Raw genomic sequence first — 20,443 nt, 5'->3', positions numbered from 1 at the left:
TAGATAACAAATATTCCAATGATAATTATTTGCTGCAAATCGCAGCAAACATATTGACCCTAAAAAGCGAATGCGTATAATGCGCCCTACTTCGCCAGTGTGATGAAATTGGTAGACATGTCGGATTCAAAATCCGATGCCTTCACGGGCGTGGCGGTTCGAGTCCGCCCACTGGTACCAAGTTATAAAAAAGCCCGATTAGCATATGCCAATCGGGCTTTTTTATTTCTAACACCTAAGTCTATTGACTTAAAAATCGCTCCACTTTCTTTATGTCGTCTGGCACGTCGACAGCAATTGAATCAGCAGTAGTCTCTGTCATTTTAAGCTTATAACCAAGATCGACGAACCTTAGTAATTCCACGTCCTCAAATTGCTCATTAATTGTTTTTCCTAAGCAACCCTGCTCTGCAAAAACCTTTAACGCTTGCTTGGTAAAACCATACACAGGAATTTGTTGACGATAAACAGACTCTACACCTTTCACATTAGAAAATGGCACAGGAAGTCTCGACATATACATCAATTCGTCTAAAGCATTAACAACTACTTTTACTATCGTATTGCTTTGTATTTCTTTTTGATCAGAAATGATCTTGTAAAGGTTATATGCAATATATGAATCGCCATGTTTTTTGTATTGCTCGACCAACTGATCAACCACAACTGGATCTATAACAGGCTCATCACCTTGAATGTTGATGTAAAAATCATAATCAAGCATTTCGGCTACTTCAGCTATGCGATCAGTGCCTGTAAGGCAAGAATCACTAGTCATCACAACAGGAATATTTTCAGATCGGCAGTATTGTTCAATACGCTCATCTTCAGTCGCAACAACAACCTCATCCAAACTATCCGAGAGCATAGCCCGCTGACAGGTCCGTTTAATCATCGGTACACCAGCGATACTTACTAGGGGCTTACCCTCAAACCTTGTTGATTTATAGCGAGCCGGAAGAACACCTAATATACGCATAATTTTTACCAAGCACTCCATCCGCCATCAACATTCAATACCTCACCCGTTACATAATCGGAAAGAGACGAAGCCAGATAGACACATGCATTTGCGATGTCTTTAGATTGTCCCCAGCGACCTTTAGGTGTTCGATCTAATGTAAATTGATATAGATCAGTCTTCTTCTTGAAATTATCGGTATAAGACGTTTCGCAGAAGCCAGGAGCAACAACATTTACATTAATTCCAAATTCAGCCCACTCAAGCGCCAAGGATTTCGTCAAACTAATAATTCCACCCTTGGATGCTGCGTATCCACTTAATTCAGGTAAACCAAGCGTACCAACAATGGAGGCCATATTGATGATTCTCCCTGATCTCTGCTTCAACATATGCTTGCCAAAGGCCTGACACATTAAAAACGTACTACCAAGATTTACATCCATGACATTACGCCATTCATCGTATGCAATCTCAATAAATGGCTTTCTAAATCGCATTCCAGCGTTATTTATTAGAACATCTATTTGACCATACTTTTCGAACACTGCATCAGCGAAAGCATTCACTTCATCAACACTTGAAACATCACCGTAAAACGTAAATAAATGCTTTGAGTTCTCGCCAGCTGAAGCGCTGAGATTTAAAAGGTCTGCTTCAGTACGCGTAATCGCTGCGACCTTACAACCTAATTCAAGAAAACGAAGTACTGTCTCAAAACCGATACCTTTACCAGCACCAGAAACAACAACCACTTTACCCTTTAAATCATCCAAAACCTGTTCCTTTAAAAACTTTTATCTAATGACATGATCAAAAGCTTCATCAATATAGCTAGTTGGCACATCACTATATACCTCAGCCTTACCAAAGCTATTAACTAAGATTAGCCTCAAGGCATTGTCTTTTCGTTTCTTGTCTTTGTGCACGTTCTTTTTGCATAACGCTCTCAACGCGTCTCTATCAAAGTCATACGCTGCAGAATCCACATATGTTGGCAATTCATATAGTTCAAGCAAATGAGCAATCTGCCGATAAATACCTTGATCTAAATCTAAATATCTCTCCGCTATATAAGCCACAGCCATGATACCTATCGCGACACCTTCTCCGTGTCGATATAGTTCTTTAGCATGACGTTCTGTCGAGATCTCAATAGAATGCCCAAGCGTGTGACCATAGTTTAAAAGCAATCTTCGGCCACCCTCTCGGGTATCACCTTTAACATGGGCAATTTTTATTTCTAGTGTTCTAGAGATAAATTCAACAACATAAGACTGCTCGCGATTGTAGATCTGCGCATGATTTGAAACGAGAAAGTCACAAAAATGTTTATCAGCAATCAATCCGCATTTAATCACTTCTGCAATACCAGAGAGGTAATCACGCTTAGGCAGGGTGTCTACAAAATCAAGGTCAATGAGATTCATCAATGGGTGATAATAGTTACCGATGGCATTGATTGTTCTTCGAAAGTTGATCGCAACTTTACCGCCAACGCTGCTATCAACCATTGCCATGAGAGATGTAGGTATATGAACCAGATTCATTCCTCTAAGCCAAGTACTTGCTACAAAACCTGCTAAATCTCCAATTACACCGCCACCCAAGGCTACCAATGTAGCATCACGTGGGAAGTTATTTTCTTCCATGATTCCATAAATCTTCATTACCTCATTGATACTTTTATTACCTTTACCAGCATCCATAAAATAATGAAAAACAACGAACCCATGTGACTCCAAGTTTTTTGAAAGGCGACTTACAGCCGAGTCTTTGAAAAATGAGTCTGCAACGATTAACACCTGTTTGTTGTTAGTTTTTTCAGCTAAGAGCTCTGGAAATAATTCAAGCAAACCTCGTCCGATATTGATCGGGTAGCTTTGTCCATCAAATTCAACGTTGAGAGTTTTTATAATACTCATGTATGGATCAGCCTTTGACATCAAGATAGGTTTGAAAACATGCCAGAGTTAACAATCAGTTCAGCAATTTCAAAATCTTCATCTTCAATCAGATCATGACCTTCAAAGTGATTAACATTATGAATATATGCTTTGCCGCCAACCCGCTTTCGTTCTTTTTCAAATATTGACCGCGTAAAGACATAGAGCGAAGACTGCTCAAGAATAACTGGCTCTATGTCTTTTAATTGAGGTGTTGGTAAATCCAATGAATAGTTAAGTGGACGGCCCTTGTGCCAACAAAACTTCTTAAATGTGTGTGCAGTAAATGCTGAATCAGCCCTGCCCTCAACAACCTCTTGAATGCATGTTTCAATCGATTCAAGCTGAATAAATGGGCTATTCGGGTGCATTAGAACAAATACATCAGCATCTGAAAGCTTGAGAAACTCCTCGATAATTTGTTCAATCGAGATACCATTATCATCTAAAAATTTAGGTCGCTTAATGATCGAATATGAAGGCCCTTCTATGTATTCTTCAATCTCATTACTTGACGAAAAAATAACACTCTCAGCTATTAGCTCACTGCTCGCAAGAACATTAAGGCTATAATTAATAAGCGGTAGCCCGCCTAACTTTTTGGTAGCACGATTAACCGGTGCACCGGTTTGAGAGTGATACCCCATCCAAAAAGGGATAAAAGCAACAACCTTCATAAGCGTTCGCAATCCTCAGCAATTAGATCAGAACGTAAACGAGAAAGAGCCTCATCCCAAGTTCCAAACATTTTCTTGTAGTACATACGCGATTTAGGATAAAAGCCTGACACATGTTTTTCAGCCATAAACCAACGAATGTTTTCGATCGCCAATGTGAGCACAGGAACTCCGCAAGCTCCTGCAAGCTCGCTCATCGCTGTGGAAACAGACACCACCGAATCTAATTGAGAGATGATATGAGCTAGTGATGCCTGATCATCTTTCAAGTCAATGCCATAGAGCTCTATTAACTCTAGCCCTTCAGATCTAAAAGCCTCACGTTCTTCATCGCTGAGCCCATACTGAAGACTGATAAATGTCGCTTCAATACCTGATAACATCTGCGCAAATTCCTGCGCAGTGCAATACCACTCGTTTCTCTCTTTCAGAATTTTGATGCTTCGCCAACATAACCCTATGATTGGTTTTGAACTGTCTTTTACAGGAAGATCAGACTGATCACCTTCATAAGAAAAAAAGCCGTCTTCGAGAAGTTTCGAGTCATATAAGCCATCACTATATCGCAAGCCTAAACTACCAACGCAAAGACAAAATTCAGGCGATACATCATGCAAAATTTCCGGAGTTAACGATTCAGTCGCCAAACACTCAACATCTGGGTACATGTGCTGAATAACTGGGTAAAGCCTCGCATCATAAATAATTGAGACCTTCTTAGCCTCCGCCACCAATCGTTTTATGAAATACGCATAACGAATCTGATCACCTAATCCTTGCTCTGCATAAACCAATACATGCTTATTCTTTAGATCAGAAGCTCCATCCCAATAACACGCACCGTTAGACTCACAATACTGCTTCAGCCACAAAGCAACGGGACGATTTTCATATAATTCAAATGCACGATCCCAATCTCCAATGCTGAAACACAACAACGAAAGTGAAAATTTTGAAGGTTCATGCCCTTGCGCTATTAAATTACTAAACAGTCTGTCAGCCTCGACCTTTCTATTTGTTTTGTCGTAAACCTGAGCTCTGTAATATTGCGTCATAACCTGATCTGGATTAATCAGTTCGGCTTTTTCAATCAACGCTTCGGCTTCATCGTAATCATATAAACTGTAGCGACAGACAGACTTTCTGATAAGTACTTCATAACCAACACCGAACGCATCAATATAACGCTCAATGACCTCCTCAGATGCTTCCCAACGTTCCAACTGTTGAAGAACAAGCGCAGCATTCATTAACGACTCACGATCATTTTGGTCAAGTTCAAATGCCTTGACGTAATGCTGAGTCGCGAGATCTAACTCGCTGATCTGTCGGTAAAAGCCTGCTGCGTGGACATGCGTTTGGGCATAATCAGGCTTCATTTTCAATGATGCTAAATATAACTTTTTGGCGTTATCGCGATCACCCAATCGAAACAACGCAGAAGCCATTAAATTAAAAATATCGGGTGAGGCTATATTCGCTTGCAGCAGAGTATTAAGAAGCTGTGCAGTTTTTTGATACTGACCCCGCTGATAATTTGTTAGCGCCTCGGCAAATACATTACTTGGGTTAATAGTCATGAAACACCTAAAACATAAAAACTTGCCGAGTATATTGAATAAGCGGGCATCTAAATATGAGATCGTTCAGGTTTGTAATTGATTCATAAATAATTTTCACTTTTTACGACAAATCACTATAAAACTTAACGCGACTCCCCCCCCCTCTCTTTACTAGTCTTGATCCACATCAGTTTGTATCGGCACATAAGCCCCTAAAATCGCGAGCATTTTTATGTCACAGACTAGCGACTCACAAATGAAATCAATCGAATTACTCTCCCCTGCAGGCTCTATTCAAAATATGGAGTATGCATTTGCCTATGGCGCCGATGCCGTTTATGCAGGTCAGCCTCGGTATTCTCTACGCGTGCGAGAAAATGAGTTCAACAAAATAGAAAATCTCGCGAAAGGGGTGCAAATTGCGCACTCACTTGGCAAACAGTTTTTCATCGCTAGCAATCTCAGTCCACACAACAACAAGGTGAATACGTATCTGCGTGACATGGAAGAAGTCATCGCCATGAAGCCCGATGCAATTATCATGTCTGATCCCGGCCTCATCACGATGGTTCGTGAGAAGTGGCCCGATATGCCTATTCATTTGTCTGTGCAAGCTAATGCTGTTAATTGGGCCACCGTAAAGTTTTGGCAGAAACAAGGACTTACCCGCGTCATCCTATCTAGAGGACTATCTCTCGACGAAGTAGAAGAAATTAAGCAGCGTTGTCCCGACATGGAGTTGGAAGTTTTCGTTCATGGCGCGTTATGTATTGCCTATTCAGATCGTTGCTTACTATCAGGCTACATGACCCATCGAGACTCAAATCAAGGAGCCTGTACTAACAGTTTCCGCTGGAAATACCAAGCGCATGAAGCGAAAGAAACAATTGAAGGCGACATCATCGCTAAAGCTCCCGGAATACAAACCTTTGACTCCAGTGATATTGGGGATACGGCTAGGATAAACTCTTCGCCAATCTACCTGCTTCAAGAACAAGGCAGACCTAGTGAATATATGCCTGCCTATGAAGATGAGCATGGTACTTACATCATGAACTCGAAAGATCTTCGAGCAGTTCAACATGTGAAACGTTTGATAGATATCGGCGTAGATTCTTTGAAGATAAAAGGTCGAACGAAATCTTATTATTACGCGGCAAGAACAGCTCAAGTATAGCGATAAGCCATTAACGATGCGCTCATCGGTAAAGAGTTCAACATGGGGTTAATGAACGAGCTTGAAGGCATGGCGAATCGTAAATGCACAGAAGGCTTTTACCGACGTCACTTGCCCGATGAATACCAGAATTATGAAACAGGTAATTCTCGGTCCGAGAAACAATTATTTGTGGCTGATTTAGTGAGTCTCGACAAAGAGCAGAGCCGCATCCATTTTATTGCAAAAAATAAGTTCGGAATTAACGACAAACTTACCTTGCTTACACCAGAAGGAAACATTGAAATTTCCGCCAATGACATGCAACTGAGTACAAATGGCAACCATTGTGAGGAAGCACTTGGTTCAGGATACAAAGTCAGTTTGCCATTTAACGAGGTAAGTCACATTTCAGAGACCGCACTGCTGAAAGGTTTGTTAACCAAAAATGTCACATAAACTGCGCCGTACAAAAATATCAATTCTTATCTTGGCAACAACAAAGCCAGGCTCTGTGTTCTCAAGCATACTAGTCGTTCGTGGTTACTTGATTAAACAGGATAAGAAAAATGACAGAACAACATTTCGATGTGATTATTATTGGCGCTGGACTATCAGGAATTGGCAGCGCCTGCCACATATCGAGAGAATGTCCTGATAAGTCTTTAGCAATCATTGAACGAAGACAAACAATGGGCGGAACTTGGGACTTATTTAAATACCCTGGCATTCGATCAGATTCAGACATGACTAGTTTTGGCTACCAATTCAAACCTTGGTTCTCTGACACTGTGTTAGCTAAAGGTCCAGACATAAGAAACTATGTAAACGATACAGCGCAAGAATTCGGCATCGCCGAGAAGGTAAAGTTCGGCCTCAAGATAATCAGTGCCAACTGGTCTTCAACACTTCAAAAATGGGAACTCTCCGCTCTTAATGAGCAAACTCAAAAAACGGAGAACTTCACGTGCCAATTCCTTTTAAATTGCACGGGATATTACGACTATGATCAAGGTTATAAACCCAAGTTCTTAGACGAAGATAGATTCAAAGGCGAAGTTCTTCATCCTCAACACTGGCCTGAGAACTATGACTACAGCGGTAAGAAAGTAGTTGTCATTGGTAGTGGAGCAACTGCGATCACAATCGTTCCATCCATGGCCGATACAGCAGCGCACGTTACGATGCTCCAACGCTCTCCTACCTACATTATGTCATTACCTGACACAGACAAAATCGCGCGCTTTATGACCAAAATTATGCCTGACTCTTGGGCATATTTGATCACTCGTAAGCGAAACATCTTGATTCAAAGAGCACTGTACGCTGTCAGTATGAAATGGCCGAATTTTATGCGAAAGCTCCTAATGAAAAATGTCAAAAAAGAACTCGGAGAAAACGTCGATACGAAACATTATTCGCCTCGCTACAACCCATGGGAAGAACGTCTATGTGCAGCACCTGATGGTGACTTCTTCGCAAAAATAAGAGACAAAAAAGCGAGTGTTGTGACGGATGAAATAGATCGATTTAGTGAAAACGGCATAATTTTGAAATCTGGAGAGAAATTGGAAGCCGATATCATCGTAACGGCGACGGGGCTTAACCTTCAAATGATGGGAGGTTTAAATCTGACGGTTAATGGAGAAGCGAGCCCATTATCTGAAAAAATGACGTACAAGAGCGTTATGATAGAAGGTATACCAAATTTTTCTTGGGTGTTTGGATACACAAATGCACCTTGGACACTTAAATGCGACATTGCGTCCCGTTATATTTGCAGGCTAATAAAACACATGGATAGTCAAGGTCATGTAGTAGCCACTCCGACAGATAACGGAGACAACAAAGCTTCGGAAGGAATTTTAGACGGCTTTGAACCTGGCTATGCTCAACGTGCTAAGCATATGTTGCCACGTCAAGGTAAAGCAGGCCCATGGCGCTTAGAAATGAATTACGCGAAAGACAAAAAAATATTGTTGAATCATCCAGTAGCGGATGAGTTTATGAAATTCGAGAGCAAGAATAATGCTTCCGTTGAGTCTTCGATTAAGAATAAAGCCGCTTAATAATTAAAATGACTAAGACAGAGGTCGCTTTATGTACGATATGAGTTTCCCTCCCGTGGTTATCATTCATGGTATGTGGAGTACGGGTGATACCCTATCTGAATTAAAGCGAACCTTTGAGTCTGAAGGGTATGAGACCCACACGCCTGATCTGCCTTTTCACATCCCTAAGGATAGCCATACATCAATAACGAAAGCGCAATTAGCGACTACAAGCATCAGAGATTATGTTGAGTTCGTAACAAGTTATATTGATGAGCTTGATGAAGCACCAATTCTTGTTGGCCACTCTATGGGCGGACTGATTGCACAACTTGTTGCCCAAGAGAAAAAAATTCATCGCTTAGTCTTACTATCGAGTGCAGCGCCAGCGGGCATTAATGGATGGAGCTTATCTGTTATCCGTTCATTTGGTCACAATTTATTCAAATTTCCGCTATGGAAAAAAACAACCGAACTGACGCTTCGTAATGTGCAATACGGCATTGCCAATACCCAAACAGAAAGAACCCAAGAAGATATTTTTACACTATCGACACTGGAGTCCGGACAAGCGTCTACAGAGATTGGTATGTGGTTTGTTCTTTCTAACCCACCGACGAAAGTAGACCCGACAAAAATAGATTGCCCGATTCTTATTTTATCCGGAAAAGAAGATCGAATTACCCCGCCAGCACTGCAACTAAAGATTAAATCTCTATTTCAAAACAAGGCAACACTTCAACTGATGGAGGGAGTTTGCCATTGGACGATCGGTGGTACCAGTCTTCCTCTAGTCCAGGCTCATATATTTAATTGGTTAGGACAACAACGTTGTTAAACACGCCGCTTGATTTTCTAAGGGTAAATCTGATTTTGGGGAATCTCTAGCTCTAGAGAGCCAATTTCCATGTGTTTTACTTCCCAAGACCCCGAGCTATCTTCAACCACTGATACTGTTCGCAGATCTTTGGCTCTCGTATAGACCAACAGCATGGTTTCTGCATCGACATCCGTCTGTTTTACTTCGATAACAGATTTTAAATAGCCATAGCTAGACCACGTTTCAGCATGCGAAGTAGCAGAAATATCACTTATCACACGTGTTACATTTTTATCTCGATCGAGCATCACAATCTGAGGAATAAAAGCACCATGCTTTATCCCATACTGTTTATATCCCTTCACAAAGGTTTTTACAGTGAGTAAATAGTCTTTCTTTAAATTCGGCACACGGACCAAACGATAGCGACTATCGCCATCAATGAATCGATAAGAGAAGTCGTCTTGACCAATAGGGACATGTAAGCTCTTGTCAGACCTTAGTTGTAACACACCAACGTTCGGGATTTTGTTACAACAACGCGTATTAAAACGCTCGAAGTAGCTATCAGCCTCGTCTAAGGACAAAATTCTAGCAACGTTTGGGTCGGCATTATCAGGAAGTGAAATAGACTGATTAACATCCTCTACCGAATGAGTAGTTGCTTTGCTGACACTTTCATTGGTCTTACGTCTTTCTATTTCTTCCTTAATCACCTGCGGGCTGTAAAAAATAACATTCGACTCACCAGTACCATCAAACGTAACGAAGAATGGACGATCGCCATCGCTATCTACATTGCCTTGAAGAAGATCTTCACTGTCTACAAACTCAGCAGGATTGACTTTCGTTGCATCATACGCATTTCGTCCCTCATTCGCTCTTAAGCGCCGAATGACCTCATCTGTCTCATTCTCCTGAGACAACCTCAACTCTCTTTCAAAAGGGTTTTCAGCTTCTTGTCCTGCAACAGAATTAGCATCAGGCACATTTGAGGGAACAGAAGAATCGCTTGAATAGCTATTCGGTTCAATGATTGAGGGTTGACTTAAACTTTGTTGTGATTGCTCCCCTGATAAAGCTTCGGACTCCGATGCAGGGTCTTGAGCTAAGCTGTCACTTGTGCTAACTGAGTTTTCAGTAGGACTATCAGGCTCTGATACCGCTGAAGATTCCCTTTCTTCAAGACGAGACTTCTCAGATTCACTCAACTCAGAAAGAGGCGTTGCACTCGTGCTTCCAAAAGCGTCGTCAGACACAACATAACGCTTAGCATGCACTAAGCTTGACGCGTGTAACAGAAGAATTATGAAAGAGATTCTAAGCAGCATATTAGAACTGTCTTTTGAACTGTAGCCCGATACCGTAGATTCTAGACGAGAATTTAACATCTAGCCCCGCATAAGGGTTGTATACCACGTTAGTGAAGTTAGTACAGTTTAGGTTACAACTCGTATTGTTGGGAATGTAATCGACCGACTGCATGTAAAACATGCTCGCCCCAACTTTAGTTTGCTTGTCCCATTTATAACCAAAGCCTATGCCCCAGTGTTTCATATCACCGACTGGCACAGGCCCAAAAACATCCTTACCGACAGGCGAGTCCCTAAGCTCCAGTCCATAACGGATGTCTAAACGCGAGTTCACATGCTGGGTAATCCCAATGCCATAGTGCCAAGTATCTTCAAGACCTAATGGCAGAGTTAACGAATCTTCGGTCACCAAACCAGATAAAAGACGGGCAGTAGTCAGTAACTCTAAGGGGCGATCAAAATGAAATGTCCATTCATCCCAAACACTCCAGTCTGTCCAAGTCGCATCAAGGTTAACGGTCCATTCAGGATGAACCCGCATACTAATACCACTCTTGAATGTTTGCGGTATTTCATAGTCCATATAGATATTACCAGCCTCGAATGGCACCCCTCGAGGCAAGCCAAGTATCGCAGCGGTTATCGCACCAATAATCGATCCGTTGAAGCCCTGCCAGAAGGCCGTCCATTCATCGGTATAATCCATAAGGAAAGTGCCGCGCAGCTCCATCTCAGCACCCGTCATATAAGATGCTCCCCAAGAGAACCAATCAGTAGGTTCCCAGAGAACACCTAGATTATAAGTAGGCGATAATGACTGCTGCATATCTATATCTATGCGTCCTACGCTATCCCAAGGTCCAATATTGCCCTGACACAAGGATAAGAATGGCTGCAATGGATCTCGACGCTTACCAATAGGTTTGTCGAACTCACATGCGAACGCATCCTGTAAGATCTCGGTTACTGCAATCAAGAAGTTTGGCGCACGGTTGTTCTGCGCGATAGCAAAACCCTGATGCGAAAGCTGTATACCGGCACCTACGGACCATTCATCACTAATCTCATAGCCAACCGCTGGGGAGAAAAAGGTATATCGCTGTATAGCAGCCTCTTTACCTAAGAATGTCCCGGGGTCTTCCGCGTCTTTAAAAAGCCCCAACGGAGAGTGCATGTAGTTTTTTGCAGCGAATGTAAATTTTGAGCCTGGCTCATTAACAGAAAAACCAAACTGGAACGGCAAAGGCGCGGGACCACTCCATACCCATTGCTGAAGGCCAAATCCTGGAATGTAAATCGCTGGTTTACTCGTATGGCTTTCTCCGTAGCCATCAGGCCCAACCACTGGATCTCTAGGAACCGAAGGATCGTAGGTATTAAGTCCCGTGCCCTCTAGACCAAATATCTCATAATCGTCACCGGCGATATAAGCAGCGTCCAAATCGAGACCGATAATATACTGATCAACTTCGAACTGACGGTCTTTCAAGTTCGTTAGACCTGCAGGATTATGATACACAGCTGCAATACTGGGATCGCGATCCGCTACAACAGCATTACCCAAAGACATAGCACGGCTATCTATCGTAATGCCATTACCAACCTGCGCTAGCAGTTGAGGTGGAAAAACGAGCATGATCGTTGTCAGCGCAACAAACGCTCGCTGGATTGGTTTTGTAAACTCTCTCACATTCACTCCGATTGTGGACTTACCAAGTCCACGCACCGATGTTAATCGGCAAAGAGAATCCTAAATTAAAGTCAGACGCATCTTCCGTCAGACCAAAACCAAAACTTGTATTGATAATTGTGGTCGGATCAACACGAATACCTAATGACATATTCATCGACCCACTGGCTGAGTCTTGTGTTTCAGCATTGGTTCCGTCGGTAAAATACAAATTCGTTGCTGTGTTGTAACTCACGTTCGTAGAGATACTTAACGAAGTGTCATAAGATAAGGAGTAAGAAAACCCGCCTGAGAATGAAAAACTTTGTCCGTTATGGACCGCTTTAAGCACTCGTCCACCACGAACTTGGTTCAAACCATTTTGTTCAAATGAATAACCCGCATTCACAGAGCCAAACACAACCACTGGATCTAATACTTTTGAGACATTTACTCCAGTGCTAAATGCATATGTGCCGCTCCCGGTTGACAATCGTTGCTGCGGGTTTATTTCGTATGGGCTAACGCCTGTTTTTGTACTTAGCGAAGAATTTACGGTGATAGTCGGGCGCCCAGGAACATAAGCAAAAGGCTGCCAACGCAAACCCAGACTAATATCGCCAAAGTCGGTGACAGAAAGTTCGCGAGTGGTGTCGTATCGCGTAGACAATGGGATATTGGTGCTAATCGTAACGTTATTCAAAATACCATAAGCAAAACTAAAGCTGTTTGTCATGCTATGGGTTGCTGTAGGGTTTACATCCAAGTTACGAACTAAATTGTTAACTACTTCCAAATCGATTCGCGTATCAGATGTGTAGGAATAGCTAAAAGAATAAGAGAGAGATTTACCGCCAGATTTCAGCATCGAATAGCGTTTTTCTGCCGCCTGAAATACTTCTTCAAGTTGAGCCGTTTCGCTCTCATCGTCTCCTTGTTGCGCGAGTGCTTCACGCGCCCTATCGGTAGATGACTTTTCTTCTGCAAAAACATCTAGACTCACTCCTGTTAGAAACACAGAAGCCGCTATCAGCCGTAACCATACAGCCATGGGAAAATCCTTGTTAATACTCGCTTCGTTCGCTTTATATTAGTTTCTACGGTAATGTAGCGTCTTAGTCGTGTTCTCGACTGTAGGCGCTCCATTCGCAATATCTTCTGGAGAGTTATTCTTTAAACGTTCAATTTCGTTCTGCACTCTCCACTGGCGCATATCGAAATAATCTGGATATTCTTGGAATGCTTGCAAAGAGAGCGTTTGCTCATCAATAAACCGCAAATCTTCTTCTCTCAATTCCAATCCATCAACTGGCTTAGTGTCACCTGGAAACACAACAAACAATACGTTTTGGTCCCAAGCTTCTTTAAATCGATCAATCGTGAAAGTTAAGTTGCCTTTAGATGGATCAGCGATAAACACACGATCATCCTTAACCGTTTTAACCACCACGAAATGCTTAAATCCGGAGTATTGAATAGGGACAATTGCCGGATGGTCCAAATCAATTAAGTCTTGCATTTCAGCCCGAAAACCACCTGCAGGAAACCCCAATGCTGTAACAAGTCGCTTCATATCAAGCATCGAAAAACCGCGACGCTCTACGATTCTTTCATTCTCCCCGTAGTGAAGCAGTCCTTCCATCACCTGACGTTCTTGGAAATTACGCCCGAGATAATGTTGTAGAATTGTGGTTAATGCGGCCGAACCACAGCTGTAGTCGTATGCTTGTCGAACAATATTTCGAAACTTAATTTCAGAATATGGTTCAACTTCTTCAAAAAAGAACTTTTCTGGTTTGTCATTAGAATTATCAAACCCGTAATACACTAATCCTTGCTCGTGTGGCTCTACTTCCTTAAAGCCTAATAGCAAGTTTAGAAACAATACTGACGCAGTCGTAACTAAAACCATTGATGCTTCCGAGAGGGCTTCGCTAAATTAACGAAAAACCCAAATAAAACTTAGTGTTATTTTGGAATCGCAAGATACCGCAATTCACTTTATTTTAAAGATAACCAGTACTCAATCTATATGGGCAAACAAAAAACGGGAGCATTTGCTCCCGTCTAAACTAACCAACTTGACTACAGTTTCTCAACTTCAGCTGAAGACTCGACACTCATCATGTATGCAGCGTAATCGGTACCGCCATAACTCGCCCCAAGAGAGCCCTTAATACCCTGCTTCTCAATAATTGTGATATCTGAGAGATCACCCTCGTTTGCTGAAGTCAAAGCTACCAACGCAAACTCTCCAGAGCTTAAATCAAAGCCAGCTACAGTAATTTCACCATCGTTGGGTTTTTGCATTGCAAACACCTTGAACAACAAGCTTGCATCAACAAAAGCATTGTCACGACGCACATCAGTCTTAAGCTGCCAGTCAAGTTCCATGTCAGCAGCCACCGCTTCTGCCTTTTCGCCAGCTTCGACGCGATCAACAAATGCCTTTCCAATAGATGCCGCATAGTCTCTGGACTTCTCAGACTCTAACTGAGATACAACCTGATCACGTACCTGATCAAGAGGCTTAATTGATTCCGGATGATAATCTTCCACTTTAAAAACGACCGCTACGCCCTCGTCAAGCTCAATCAGTTCGCTATTATTTTCGCCCGAAAGATTTTCTTCATTAAAAAGAGCCCTTTGCACTTTCACATTAGAAAACACAGCATCTTGAGTAAGTCGAGAAACACCAGCCAACTGATTAATCTCCAACCCTAACTCCTCAGACGGATCAATTAGATCAGGTGCAGAATAGCTAATGTCAGCAAGTTGCTGGCTCAAATCCACATATAAATTAGATAGTTTTTCTTGCTTAATTTCTTCCTCGATCACTAAGGCGCGATCCGCAAGTGCTGGAGGCTCGTTAACTTGAATATCAAGAAGTTTGATAACGTGATAACCAAATTCCGTCTTTACCGGCTCAGAAACAGCACCTTCCTCAAGTGCGAAAAGAGCATCCTCAAATCCAGAAACATATACGCCTTTAGCAGAATAACCCAACTCACCACCATTTTCGGCAGAGCCCTTATCCGCAGATTCTTGTTTCGCGATTTCTGCGAAATCTTCACCCGCGTCAATTCGTGCTTTCAATTCCTGCGCTTTTGCTAGTGCTGATGACTCATCCAACTCTTCGGTAATCGCAATCAATATGTGGGAAGCGTTACGCTCTTCTTCTCCCACAAAATCTTGAATCTCTTGATCATAGCGAGCCTCGATCTCTTCGCTTGTCACTTCAACATCTGTTAGCTCAGATTGACGCAATACAACATAAGACACATCTACGCTCTCAGGTTTCTTAAACAACTCCTGATTGCTTTCGTAGTAACTAGCAACATCCGAATCTGACACCGACACTTGATCTAAAAATTGTGAAGAGTCTAATACCGCCATTCCAAAGTCACGCGTCTGACGATCAAGCTTCAACAAAGATTCTTCTTCAGCGTCTAATACAAATGAAGAGCCCAAAAATGCTGAACGACTCTGATCTAAGACAAACTGTTTAGCCAAGCTTTCTCTGAACGTATTTAAAGAAAATCCAGCTGAGCCTAAAACTGACTGCATTCTTTCATTACTAAACTGCCCGTCAATTTGGAATTCACTCATATTTCGAATGTACTCGTCCACCATCTGAACAGATATGAATAAACCTTTATCTGAAGCGTCTTGTTCGAGAATTTTTTCCTGAATCATTCCATCAAGCACTGACTGACCGAGAAGTCCATCATCAATCAAATCCGGATCAGCTGCGTCGCCCATCTGCATCAAAAGCTGACGTTTTTTTCGCTCTACTGCGATCTGAAACGCCGACTCTGGAATGCCCTCACCATTCACTTCTGCAACCTCTGGCTCTCCACTGATACCACCAACAATGGATTCAGCGCCAAACAGCGCAAATGTAATAGCAATCGCCCAAACGATTACTTTCGCTGTGGTACCTTGCATACCTTGACGAACGTCTTGAAGCATAATGCCCTCTGAAATAACTACTTAAACTGTATGACTATCACTTTATTAGTGACGATATTTACAAAAAAGGCGCATTCCTAAGAACACGCCTTTTCGACGAGTAGCCTCTCGGCTACTTTCAGGCAAACGCTTAGTTAACAGCGTCTTTAAGAGCCTTACCAGCTTTGAAGCTTGGAATTTTTGCTGCTGCGATTTGGATTTCCGCACCAGTTTGTGGGTTACGACCAGTACGAGCTGCACGATCTTTTACAGAAAAAGTTCCGAAACCGATAAGCGTTACTTGATCGCCGCCTTTTAAAGCACCAGTGATTGAATCAACGAACGCGTCTACCGCACGTCCTGCTGCTGCTTTTGAAATGTCTGCTGAATCTGCAATTGCATCGATAAGTTCAGATTTATTCACACTAAACCCCTTAGTTTAATTTGGTTTACGTTGTTAGATGTTGGACGCATTTCTTATTTAATTAAGACGCGATCTAATTCTTCTTAGTATAGAGTTCTAACTTTTTAGAAATTCTATTGAGTGGTCTCAGAGCCCGCTAGAATACTGCTGCCAGACGACGAAACAAGTTATACCAACTGTCTAAAACCACTGTCAAGGCAGCATTTACGCTAATGCGTATTTATTCTGCTATCTGAGCCTTTTGTTTTGTTTTTCTGCCCTTTTTGGCCTTTTGATGAGGAATCCGCTTGACCTTCCGGCGCATATGCGAGGGCAATATCGAGCACCTCATCAATCCATTTAACTGGAATGATATCTAAAGACTCTTTAATATTTTCAGGCACCTCTTTGAGATCCTTCTCATTCTCATGCGGAATCAATACGGTTTTTATTCCACCTCGATGCGCAGCTAGCAGCTTTTCTTTCAAGCCCCCAATCGCAAGAACCTGACCTCTAAGCGTGATCTCTCCTGTCATCGCGACGTCGGCCTTCACAGGCACTCCTGAAAACGCAGATACCATCGCTGTGCACATGGCAATACCAGCACTTGGCCCATCTTTTGGAGTCGCACCTTCTGGCACATGAATATGCACATCGTTAGTCTCATGGAAATTGGCATCAATACCCAATGCATCGGCTCGGCTACGAACAACCGTCATAGCTGCCTGAATAGACTCTAGCATTACATCACCAAGAGAACCCGTTCGAACAACTTTACCCTTACCGACAACACTCGAGCACTCTATTGTGAGCAACTCACCGCCTACCTGAGTCCAAGCTAATCCGGTTACATGCCCGATACGATCCTCGACATCCGCTTTACCGTAACTGAACTTCCTTACGCCTAAAAAGTCAGACAGATTATCTGCGTCGACACGCAACTGGCCGTTTACTTCTTTGAGGGCAATCTGCTTAACAACCTTCCTGCACAGCTTTGCAATTTCACGCTCTAAGCCACGCACTCCAGCCTCTCGCGTATAGTATCGAACAACATCGCGCACTGCTGACTCGTCGATTATAAGCTCTCCCTCTTTAAGCCCATTATCCTTGACTTGCTTAGGAATTAAATAACGCTCGGAAATATTCAACTTCTCATCCTCGGTATAACCAGGAATTCGAATTACTTCCATTCTATCCAGCAATGCCGGCGGAATATTCATCGAGTTGGACGTACAAACGAACATCACATCAGACAAATCGTAATCGACTTCTAGGTAATGATCGCTAAACGTTGAGTTTTGCTCGGGATCTAAAACCTCCAATAGAGCAGATGCTGGATCACCACGATGATCCATCCCCATTTTATCGATCTCATCCAAAAGGAACATCGGATTCTTAACACCGATCTTGGTCATTTTCTGGACCAATTTACCCGGCATTGACCCAATATAGGTACGACGGTGACCACGTATTTCTGCCTCATCACGAACACCACCCAAAGCAACACGTGTAAACTTTCGATTTGTGGCTTTTGCTATCGATTTACCTAATGAAGTTTTACCTACACCTGGAGGACCCACAAGACATAACACAGGGCCTTTTAATTTTTTAACACGCCCTTGAACCGCCAAATATTCGAGAATACGATCTTTTACTTCCTCTAACCCATAATGGTCACTATCAAGAATTTCTCTCGCTTTAGCTAGGTCGTTTCTTACCTTACTACGCTTCTTCCAAGGCATACCAACAAGCCAATCAATATAGCCGCGAACAACCGATGCTTCTGATGACATTGGCGACATCATTTTTAGCTTCTTAAGCTCGCTCTCAGCTTTTTCTTTTGCGTCTGCACTTAAGCCAACAGTCGCAATTTTATTTTCTAATTCTTCAAACTCGTTGCCACCTTCTCCAAGAGTACCCATTTCCTTTTGAATAGCTTTCATCTGCTCATTCAAGTAGTACTCTCGCTGACTCTTTTCCATTTGCTTTTTAACGCGTCCACGAATGCGTTTTTCTACCTGAATAAGATCAACCTCACCTTCGATAACAGCAAGTAGAAACTCAACACGCTGAACAACATCTGACTCTTCCAATACTTCCTGCTTATCTGAGATCTTCATCTCTAAATGTGTCGCAATCGTATCAATCAAACGCAAAGGCTCTTCAATCGAGGACAATGTGCTCACGACTTCATTCGGAACCTTCTTACTAACCTTAGCGAATTTTTCAAACTCACTAACCAACGCACTTGCCAGCGCTTGAAGCTCAACACCCTCAGGAATATTTTCAACAAGGTCATGTATTTGCGCTGAGACGAACTCTTCTTCATTAATCGCATCAACGACAACTCGCTTTTCACCCTCAACCAAAACTTTTACTGTACCATCCGGCAATTTGAGCATTTGCAAAATGGTGGCGAGCGTTCCAACGCGATACAACTCATCGATGCCCGGATCCTCATGATTAGCTTCTTTTTGAGTTACAAGAAGGAGTTTTTTACCCGCCTCCATAGCGGCCTCCAATGCTTGAATAGATTTTTCTCTACCCACAAACAAAGGCGCAACCATAGACGGAAATACAACTACATCTCGAAGCGGCAACATAGGTAAACCTACCACTTCATTTTCAACCTTATTTTCTATCTCACTCATTAATTGCATCTCCTACTCGCGTGAATATTTTGTAGATATGGGCAAACAGCATATTTACAAGGAGGCTAGTCCAACAAAAAAAGAAATCATTTTTAAATACGAAAAAACCAGCCGATTGGCTGGTTTTTTAATCAAATACTAAGACAGAATTATTCAGGCATTGCTTTCGCCTGATCTTTATTGTCGTAAATGCGAATAGGATCAGTCTCGCCTTCTATAACACTCTCATCTACCACAATCTTGCTTATACCATCTTCAGATGGTACGTGATACATGGTATCGAGCAATACATTTTCTAATATTGAACGCAATCCTCGAGCTCCCGTTTTTCGCTCCATTGATTGCCGTGCGACCGCTCTAAGCGCATCTTCACGAAAATCAACTTCGACACCTTCCATTTCAAACAATTGCTGATACTGCTTAGTGAGCGAATTCTTTGGTTCAGTTAGAATTTGCATCAATGCATCTTCATCCAATTCGTTGAGCGTCGCCACAACTGGCAAGCGACCAATAAACTCGGGAATCAAACCATATCGAACTAGATCTTCTGTCTGGACATCAGACAAAGTCTCGCCAACCGATTTTGTCGTTTCTTTGCTTTTGACTGTCGCACTGAAACCAATACTACTTTTCTCAGATCGATCCTGAATAACCTTATCCAAACCAGCAAACGCACCACCACAAATGAATAGAATATTAGAGGTATCAACCTGTAAAAACTCTTGCTGCGGGTGCTTACGTCCACCTTGCGGAGGCACAGAAGCGACAGTACCTTCGATCAACTTCAAAAGAGCTTGCTGAACACCTTCGCCGGACACATCTCGAGTAATGGATGGATTGTCTGACTTTCTCGAAATCTTATCGATCTCATCGATATAAACGATGCCTCGCTGCGCCTTATCAACATCGTAATCACACTTCTGAAGAAGCTTTTGAATAATGTTTTCAACGTCCTCACCAACATAACCCGCTTCCGTCAAAGTCGTAGCATCAGCGATTGTAAAAGGCACATTAAGTAAACGGGCAAGCGTTTCAGCTAGTAAAGTTTTACCACTACCTGTAGGACCAATAAGCAGAATATTACTCTTGCCAAGTTCTATATCAGACTTGCCACTACCATACTTCAATCGTTTGTAATGATTATATACAGCAACCGACAGAACAACCTTGGCTCTGTCTTGGCCAATAACATAATCATCGAGTGTAGTTTTGATTTCTTGTGGAACCGGAAGCCTATCGCTGCTCTCTTCCCCAGTACTCTCTTGAATTTCTTCACGAATGAT

The 20,443-nt window shown here is 42.4% G+C and carries 17 protein-coding genes and 1 tRNA gene; 5 read left to right on the top strand and 13 right to left on the bottom strand.

The features are described 5' to 3' along the window. The first annotated feature begins 93 nt into the window (after positions 1–93). Positions 94–180: transfer RNA gene (locus A3739_RS15010), tRNA-Leu, on the top strand. A 61-nt stretch (positions 181–241) separates the two neighbouring features. Here the strand turns inward: A3739_RS15010 and A3739_RS15005 are convergent. Genes A3739_RS15005 through A3739_RS14985 form a run of 5 tightly spaced genes read right to left on the bottom strand, consistent with a single transcriptional unit; the run spans position 242 to position 5,164 of the window. Then, positions 242–979 (bottom strand): 3-deoxy-manno-octulosonate cytidylyltransferase, encoded by a 738-nt coding sequence (locus A3739_RS15005; protein WP_197472346.1) that lies wholly within the window; start codon positions 977–979, stop codon positions 242–244. Positions 980–984: 5 nt separating this feature from the next. Next, positions 985–1,737, bottom strand: coding sequence for an SDR family NAD(P)-dependent oxidoreductase (locus tag A3739_RS15000; RefSeq protein WP_068477025.1), 753 nt, complete (start codon positions 1,735–1,737; stop codon positions 985–987). Positions 1,738–1,758: 21 nt separating this feature from the next. Then, positions 1,759–2,886 (bottom strand): 3-dehydroquinate synthase, encoded by a 1,128-nt coding sequence (gene aroB / locus A3739_RS14995; RefSeq protein WP_197469324.1) that lies wholly within the window; start codon positions 2,884–2,886, stop codon positions 1,759–1,761. A gap of 20 nt (positions 2,887–2,906) precedes the next feature. After that, entirely contained in the window at positions 2,907–3,584 is a 678-nt protein-coding gene (locus A3739_RS14990; RefSeq protein ID WP_068477028.1) for a cytidylyltransferase domain-containing protein, read from the bottom strand. Beyond that, on the bottom strand, positions 3,581–5,164 hold the full coding sequence (locus A3739_RS14985; protein WP_068477031.1) for a lipopolysaccharide assembly protein LapB: 1,584 nt from the start codon (positions 5,162–5,164) through the stop codon (positions 3,581–3,583). The genes A3739_RS14990 and A3739_RS14985 overlap by 4 nt, the downstream gene beginning before the upstream one ends. A 214-nt stretch (positions 5,165–5,378) precedes the next feature. On the opposite strand from A3739_RS14985, the gene yegQ reads away from it, so the two are divergent. The 4 genes from yegQ to A3739_RS14970 all read left to right on the top strand — a co-directional run bounded on the left by yegQ (position 5,379) and on the right by A3739_RS14970 (position 9,191). Beyond that, the gene (gene yegQ / locus A3739_RS14980) at positions 5,379–6,323 is read left to right on the top strand and encodes a tRNA 5-hydroxyuridine modification protein YegQ (protein ID WP_369819758.1); all 945 of its coding nucleotides are present in this window, start codon (positions 5,379–5,381) and stop codon (positions 6,321–6,323) included. Between the two features lie 42 nt (positions 6,324–6,365). Beyond that, positions 6,366–6,761, top strand: a complete 396-nt coding sequence (locus tag A3739_RS31460; RefSeq protein WP_068501476.1) for a U32 family peptidase C-terminal domain-containing protein — start codon at positions 6,366–6,368, stop codon at positions 6,759–6,761. Positions 6,762–6,871: 110 nt separating this feature from the next. Continuing rightward, positions 6,872–8,371 carry an NAD(P)/FAD-dependent oxidoreductase gene (locus tag A3739_RS14975; protein ID WP_068477033.1) on the top strand — a complete coding sequence of 500 codons (1,500 nt, stop codon included), beginning with the start codon at positions 6,872–6,874 and terminating at the stop codon, positions 8,369–8,371. A gap of 31 nt (positions 8,372–8,402) precedes the next feature. After that, positions 8,403–9,191, top strand: a complete 789-nt coding sequence (locus tag A3739_RS14970; protein ID WP_068477035.1) for an alpha/beta hydrolase — start codon at positions 8,403–8,405, stop codon at positions 9,189–9,191. A 17-nt stretch (positions 9,192–9,208) separates the two neighbouring features. Here A3739_RS14970 and A3739_RS14965 read toward each other — a convergent pair whose 3' ends face one another. From A3739_RS14965 to clpX, 8 genes are all read right to left on the bottom strand, one after another. Then, positions 9,209–10,432: a MalM family protein gene (locus tag A3739_RS14965; protein ID WP_197472345.1), complete on the bottom strand. Its 1,224-nt coding sequence runs from the start codon at positions 10,430–10,432 to the stop codon at positions 9,209–9,211. Between the two features lie 73 nt (positions 10,433–10,505). Next, positions 10,506–12,176, bottom strand: coding sequence for an OmpP1/FadL family transporter (locus A3739_RS14960; protein ID WP_197472344.1), 1,671 nt, complete (start codon positions 12,174–12,176; stop codon positions 10,506–10,508). A gap of 19 nt (positions 12,177–12,195) precedes the next feature. Continuing rightward, positions 12,196–13,206: a flagellar protein FilC gene (locus A3739_RS14955; RefSeq protein WP_068477039.1), complete on the bottom strand. Its 1,011-nt coding sequence runs from the start codon at positions 13,204–13,206 to the stop codon at positions 12,196–12,198. Positions 13,207–13,245: 39 nt separating this feature from the next. Further along, positions 13,246–14,067 (bottom strand): C39 family peptidase, encoded by an 822-nt coding sequence (locus tag A3739_RS14950; protein WP_068477040.1) that lies wholly within the window; start codon positions 14,065–14,067, stop codon positions 13,246–13,248. Positions 14,068–14,240: 173 nt separating this feature from the next. Beyond that, positions 14,241–16,127: a SurA N-terminal domain-containing protein gene (locus A3739_RS14945; RefSeq protein WP_068477042.1), complete on the bottom strand. Its 1,887-nt coding sequence runs from the start codon at positions 16,125–16,127 to the stop codon at positions 14,241–14,243. 130 nt (positions 16,128–16,257) lie between these two features. Then, positions 16,258–16,530: an HU family DNA-binding protein gene (locus tag A3739_RS14940; RefSeq protein WP_068477044.1), complete on the bottom strand. Its 273-nt coding sequence runs from the start codon at positions 16,528–16,530 to the stop codon at positions 16,258–16,260. Between the two features lie 209 nt (positions 16,531–16,739). Continuing rightward, a complete protein-coding gene (gene lon / locus A3739_RS14935) occupies positions 16,740–19,160 on the bottom strand; it encodes an endopeptidase La (RefSeq protein ID WP_068477046.1) in 2,421 nt (806 codons plus the stop codon). Between the two features lie 149 nt (positions 19,161–19,309). After that, on the bottom strand, positions 19,310–20,443 hold a 1,134-nt coding region (gene clpX, locus A3739_RS14930), incomplete at its 5' end, for an ATP-dependent Clp protease ATP-binding subunit ClpX (protein ID WP_068501929.1).

The organism is Oleiphilus sp. HI0067 (assembly GCF_001635735.1).
This window is presented reverse-complemented; position numbering and strand designations above follow the sequence as displayed.

Bases quoted from the DNA above. Each gene is read 5' to 3' on its own strand.
- A3739_RS31460 (WP_068501476.1), top strand. From the start codon at position 6,366: ATGGGGTTAATGAACGAGCTTGAAGGCATGGCGAATCGTAAATGCACA.
- A3739_RS14970 (WP_068477035.1), top strand. From the start codon at position 8,403: ATGTACGATATGAGTTTCCCTCCCGTGGTTATCATTCATGGTATGTGG.
- yegQ (WP_369819758.1), top strand. From the start codon at position 5,379: ATGTCACAGACTAGCGACTCACAAATGAAATCAATCGAATTACTCTCC.
- A3739_RS15005 (WP_197472346.1), bottom strand. From the start codon at position 979: ATGCGTATATTAGGTGTTCTTCCGGCTCGCTATAAATCAACAAGGTTT.
- A3739_RS14990 (WP_068477028.1), bottom strand. From the start codon at position 3,584: ATGAAGGTTGTTGCTTTTATCCCTTTTTGGATGGGGTATCACTCTCAA.
- A3739_RS14945 (WP_068477042.1), bottom strand. From the start codon at position 16,127: ATGCTTCAAGACGTTCGTCAAGGTATGCAAGGTACCACAGCGAAAGTA.
- A3739_RS14985 (WP_068477031.1), bottom strand. From the start codon at position 5,164: ATGACTATTAACCCAAGTAATGTATTTGCCGAGGCGCTAACAAATTAT.
- aroB (WP_197469324.1), bottom strand. From the start codon at position 2,886: ATGAGTATTATAAAAACTCTCAACGTTGAATTTGATGGACAAAGCTAC.
- A3739_RS14950 (WP_068477040.1), bottom strand. From the start codon at position 14,067: ATGGTTTTAGTTACGACTGCGTCAGTATTGTTTCTAAACTTGCTATTA.
- lon (WP_068477046.1), bottom strand. From the start codon at position 19,160: ATGAGTGAGATAGAAAATAAGGTTGAAAATGAAGTGGTAGGTTTACCT.
- A3739_RS14975 (WP_068477033.1), top strand. From the start codon at position 6,872: ATGACAGAACAACATTTCGATGTGATTATTATTGGCGCTGGACTATCA.
- A3739_RS14955 (WP_068477039.1), bottom strand. From the start codon at position 13,206: ATGGCTGTATGGTTACGGCTGATAGCGGCTTCTGTGTTTCTAACAGGA.